This is a genomic window from Moraxella lacunata (assembly GCF_002027545.1).
Lineage (GTDB): Bacteria > Pseudomonadota > Gammaproteobacteria > Pseudomonadales > Moraxellaceae > Moraxella > Moraxella lacunata.
Window position 1 is genome coordinate 17,254 of record NZ_MXAN01000036.1, and the last position, 3,801, is coordinate 21,054.

The 3,801-nt window shown below is 39.6% G+C and carries 4 protein-coding genes; all 4 read left to right on the top strand.

Translation table 11 applies throughout. The features are described 5' to 3' along the window. The first annotated feature begins 105 nt into the window (after positions 1-105). The 4 genes from B5J94_RS05765 (at position 106) to B5J94_RS05785 (ending at position 3,781) form a co-directional block, all read left to right on the top strand. Positions 106-1,173 (top strand): hypothetical protein, encoded by a 1,068-nt coding sequence (locus tag B5J94_RS05765; protein WP_062501282.1) that lies wholly within the window; start codon positions 106-108, stop codon positions 1,171-1,173. Positions 1,174-1,461: 288 nt separating this feature from the next. Next, positions 1,462-2,079 carry a hypothetical protein gene (locus B5J94_RS14335; RefSeq protein WP_228144535.1) on the top strand — a complete coding sequence of 206 codons (618 nt, stop codon included), beginning with the start codon at positions 1,462-1,464 and terminating at the stop codon, positions 2,077-2,079. Next, positions 2,067-3,341 (top strand): replication-associated recombination protein A, encoded by a 1,275-nt coding sequence (locus B5J94_RS05780; protein ID WP_062501287.1) that lies wholly within the window; start codon positions 2,067-2,069, stop codon positions 3,339-3,341. The genes B5J94_RS14335 and B5J94_RS05780 overlap by 13 nt, the downstream gene beginning before the upstream one ends. Next, entirely contained in the window at positions 3,338-3,781 is a 444-nt protein-coding gene (locus B5J94_RS05785; RefSeq protein ID WP_062501289.1) for a hypothetical protein, read from the top strand. Before B5J94_RS05780 ends, B5J94_RS05785 begins: the two co-directional genes overlap by 4 nt. Positions 3,782-3,801 lie beyond the last annotated feature (20 nt).

Consider the following 3,801-nt stretch of genomic DNA (forward strand, 5'->3'; position numbering starts at 1 on the left):
TTTTTAGTTTGGAAAGAGATTTAATGTCCGTTCGTTCGGATTTAATTTTTATATCATCACATCAATTATCACTATTTTTTATATTAAGATTGTAGAGGATCACTTATGAGTATTCATACAACGGCCGCCAGACGCCCTTCATGGCGTGGCATTTTTGCAGGACTTTTGATGGGTCTTGTTGTATCTATGATAATGCTGGCTTTGGCCTTAGTGCTAAGCTCTTTTTTATCACTAGATTTGCGTGGGGCAGGTATTGCTGCTGGCGTTTATGCCGCAGTAACCGCTTTAATCAGTGCTTTTGTTGCAGGGTTTTTTGCCGTCAAAGCATCAGCACCAGAGGCGTTATTTGGTGATGGTACCGACATTTTGCCAAAAGACGCTGCTTTAACAGGTATGCTAACCGCAGCAGCCATCGTTGTCATCAGCTCTGTATTTGCTTTTAATAGTGTAACTGGCATTGTAAGAACTGCTGGCAACGCTGTTGGCACAACCGCAGGTGCTATTGGAGGGGCTGCCAGTGCCGTTACATCAACGGTAACAACAGTAGCTGGTGCTGGTGCTACCGCAGCAGCTGGCTCATCTAATGCCGCAGGTGGCGATATCACTGCCAAAGCACAAGAGCTGTACCAAAAAGCCACAGGCAATATCAGCCGTCAAGACATCGAAGCTTGGGTTGCTAAGAACAACGAAACTTTTGATGAAGCACAAATCAGCGCAACAGTGAATGTGCTTGAAGACATGCTTAACAAAACCAAAGCTGACCTTAATGGCATGGATTTTACCAATCTTGACACATGGAAAAATATTGATGGATACGCCAAGCAGCGTGCCGATGAGGTGCAAGCCATTGTTACAGGTGATGAGCTTATTGCCAGACTACAAGCAGAGGGTTTAACCCAAGAGCAAGCATTAGAGGTGCGTGAAGAAACTGCCACCGCTTATCATGAATATCGTGCCAAAACTGAGCAAGCCATTGCTGATGCTAAGATGAATATTGAGCAAACGCTACAAAATGCAGAAGATACTGCTCGTAAAGCTGCCCTATACTCTGGTCTGTTTTGGTTGATTAGCACGCTACTGACTTTTGTGGCAAGCATCATGGGTGCAAAAACTGCCGCAGCAAATTACCGTTTGGCATCGCCCATCACTGTTCGTGAGCGTGACCTTCGTTAATTATCAAAAAGCAAAGTTCTTAAAAATCTGTCAATATTTTGGCAGATTTTTTATGTCAATTTTTTATGCCATGTGATAAAATCAGAGCGAACTGTTTTGATGGTTCATGAACTTTTTGATTAAAAATGTATGAAAAATCCATTTCACTTAACACCCACCCCACGCACTTGTCCACATGGTGATTGTGGCAAGATATTTTGTGATGTGATTTATAAACATGGCATCATCTTTTGTCCGCATTGCCAAAAAAGCCTATTGGTCAATCCGTTTACGCCTGATTTGCGGCAAATGACTTTTTGGCAATTTGTCAAATATTTCATCAAAAGATATTATAAACCATATGTGATTTGTACTGGCATATTCATATTGATTTATAGCATTGTATTCGCTTTTGCTGATTTAGATAAATTCAATCTTACAACAGGATTTTGGGTGGCAGTGATTGTTCTTATCATGTTTTTGTTTTTTGTGGCAATTGTTGCCATTGAAAACAATCTAAGATATTATCATGCTTATAAAATAAAAAACAGACCCCTAATAAAAGGCGTGGATAACTATGATGACATCAAAAATGATTTTAATATCTCTGTTGCCCATGATAAACTAGCCACCTCTTTTGATGCACATGCACCATATTGTCCACATTGCCAATCTCAAAGATTTCACAACACAGCAGATGATGATTATGTGTGTCAAAAATGCCATACAAAATCATCCCTAAATCCAAAATTAAAAAAAACGAATATCATCCAATTTGCATCAAATTACACCATCTTATTTTTGATGATAAAATATCTCAGTTCTGATTTTTATTTGTTTATTTATATTTTGGCTGTCTTTGTGATATTTTTAATCAACTTATCCATTAACTATTATTGGTACAAAACCCCAAAATGGCTACCTTAAATATTCCTCTTGCCGAACGAGTCCGCCCAAAACAGCTCTCTGATATCATCGGACAGACGCACCTATTGGGCGATAATGCCCCCATTAGCCGTATGATTGCCCATAACCACCTGCCAAGCCTGATTTTGCATGGCGAAGCAGGGATTGGCAAGACAACTTTGGCACGGCTACTTGCCCATGCTGTTGGGCGTGAATTTCATCTGCTATCCGCCCTTGATTTGACTGTCAAGCAACTGCGTGAACTCATGGATGGCAGTAAAATCACAACAAATACTTTGGATTTTGGGTCACCGGTGTTATTTATTGATGAAATTCATCGCTTTAATAAAGCCCAACAAGATGTATTGCTTGGAGCGGTAGAATCTGGAAAAATTACCCTTGTCGGGGCGACCACCGAAAACCCATCATTTAGCATAAACAACGCTTTGCTCTCTCGCTGTCAAGTGTATCGCTTAGAGTCATTGACCATTGATGAGCTTGTCAAGGTATTACAAAGAGCGTTGGCAATGGATGCGATTTTAAGAAACTATGTGGTGCAAGGCGATCTTGCTAATATCGCACGTCTTGCCAGTGGAGATGCTCGTAAGGCATTGAATCTATTGGAAATCGCTTGCCAATACTCAGATGGTTTTACCCTAATCATAGATGATGCTTTGTTACAAAGCATCGCCCAAACCGTACTACCACGCTATGATAAGGCAGGCGATATACACTATGACATCATCTCGGCATTTATCAAATCGGTGCGTGGTTCAGATGCTGATGCCAGCATTTATTGGCTTGCTCGTATGCTTAGTGCTGGCGAGGACCCTGCGTTCATCGCCCGTCGTTTGGTGATTTTGGCAAGTGAGGATATCGGACTTGCCAACCCTAATGCCTTATTACTTGCTGATACTGCCTTGCGTTCTGTGCAGTCTATCGGCATGCCTGAGGCACGTATTATCCTCGCCCAAGCGACTGTTTACCTTGCCACATCACCCAAATCTAACAGTACCTACACGGCGATTAATGAAGCCCTTGCCTTTGTCAAAAACGACAATTCACCCGTACCCTTTCATCTTAGAAATGGCGTTAGCGAACTTATGAAAAAAGCAGGTTATGGGGTGGATTATGTCTATCCGCACGATTATGCTAATCATTATTATCCCCAAAATTATCTGCCTGATAATCTCATTGGCAAACGCTTTTATCATTTTGCTGATAATCAAAAAGAGCAGAGCAGTTTTAATTTTATGAATTGGTTAAAGGGCAATCATTTATGAAAAACTTCACAAAAAGCGATTATGTTATTATGGCAATTTTTGTCTTGCTTTTCTTTTGGTATCACAATTACAGTTATAATTCAGCTATAATTATCATATTGGGATTTCTGATTTTTTTTAATAATAAATTCCACCAAAATTATCAAAAAACAAAAAAAGACACACTGTTTATAGCATATTTTGTTATGGGTTTGATGATAGCAATCATCTCAGATAACATCGCCAAACACTTTGTTGCCAAACATCAAGTGCATACTTGCGGTGTCGTCAGTCAAATTAATACGTCATTTTTAAAATATGATACTTTTTTATTAAAAGACCACCCAACCAATTTTCAATTAAAAGGCAATTTAACCATTGGCGATAACATTTGCGTTACTTATAATCCTGATGAAAAATGGCATGGCTATGCTTATGTGTTTAAATTAGAAAAATTATAGATACACTCAACAAACCACAA